Annotated in this window: 2 protein-coding genes; one reads left to right on the top strand and one right to left on the bottom strand. The window is 52.2% G+C overall.

Going from position 1 to position 1115, the window contains the following annotated elements:
* Positions 1 to 168 precede the first annotated feature (168 nt).
* On the top strand, positions 169 to 723 hold the full coding sequence (locus NW863_RS02725; protein WP_414359310.1) for a hypothetical protein: 555 nt from the start codon (positions 169 to 171) through the stop codon (positions 721 to 723).
* Positions 724 to 785: 62 nt separating this feature from the next.
* On the opposite strand, the gene NW863_RS02720 is transcribed toward NW863_RS02725, so the two are convergent.
* Positions 786 to 1115: universal stress protein (locus NW863_RS02720; RefSeq protein WP_414364218.1), on the bottom strand; the 330-nt coding region annotated here is incomplete at its 5' end.

Genomic DNA, 1115 nt, shown 5'->3' with positions numbered 1-1115 from the left:
CGTCCATGCCTAGCGGAGACAAGAGGTGAGAGCAAAGAAGGCTTCAGGAGGGTCTTATCTAACCAGGAGCAACTGCGGCCAATCTAAGGCTAAGCCAATCTTGTTCTCCTTCCTTTGCATCGAATAGAATTAGACACCCTCCGTCCTTTTGGCTAAGGGAGCAAAGCAATGGCCGCTAAAAGAATTCTTTTTAAGCTGGCTTGCTTTTTGTTAAGTGCCTGTTTAGTTTCGATAGCATCGACGGTTAAAACAAGTGCCGAGCAAGCGTTCTTAAACGCTGAGTATCTCATAGCTACCTCGCCCCTTCCAGATATTGAGCGGGTTCGTTTTCAAGATGGCAAGTATCAAAGAGGCTCTAGCATTTTTGAAGAAGGGTTTCTAACAGCAAGCCTTGAAAGGCTGGAACCTACCGATCTTAACAACGATGGGCTTCAGGATGTGGTGGCGGTTGTAGCAAGCAGTACAGGAGGCAGTGCTGCCTGGATAAGCTTATCCGGCCTGTTAGGTGGCAGCAAAAACCCCACACTCCTAGAGCCTGTATTTCTTGGCGATAGAGTTGTCGTTAACAACATTTCCATCGCTCGTAGCTCTAGAGGAAGTGCTGAGGTCTGCTTAGATATGCTTGTTCATGGTCCCAAAGATGCTCAGTGCTGCCCTACTAAGAAAGAAAAAAGGTGCTTCACTGTCGCCGAAAACCGATGGATACCCCGTAGAGCCAAATAATCTTTGCTGAGGCCGGTTTGGAGGCCTAGCCTAGCAACAGCTCTAGGGCCCAGCATTGATCTTTAAGCCTCCGCTGCCTGCCCAGGGGTTTCTCTAGGAGACTCTACGAGGATTACAGGAATAGAGCTGGTCTCCAACACCGCTTGGGAAGTGGATCCCACTAGCACCTGCTCCCAGGGGCGGTGGCCCCGCTTGCCCATGACTATGTCGGTAACCTGCCGCTCCTGGGCCACATCCACGATGGTCTCCGCCAGGGGGCCAGAAGCCAGGCAAAATTCGTGGCGAATATCCGCCAAAAGACGCTGGGCAAGCTGCCGCAACGCTTCCACCCCCTTCCCCTGGGGCTCATCGGTAACATGGAGCACAATCACTTCCCCATCCACCCGCCGCGC

The sequence above is a fragment of the Synechococcus sp. B60.1 genome, from assembly GCF_047462555.1.
Taxonomy (GTDB): Bacteria; Cyanobacteriota; Cyanobacteriia; order Thermostichales; family Thermostichaceae; genus Thermostichus.
The sequence above is the reverse complement of the archived record's forward strand: the minus strand, read 5'-3'. Positions and strand labels throughout refer to the sequence as shown.

Excerpts from the sequence above, each read along its gene's own strand:
- NW863_RS02725 (WP_414359310.1), top strand. The coding sequence starts at position 169 with ATGGCCGCTAAAAGAATTCTTTTTAAGCTGGCTTGCTTTTTGTTAAGT.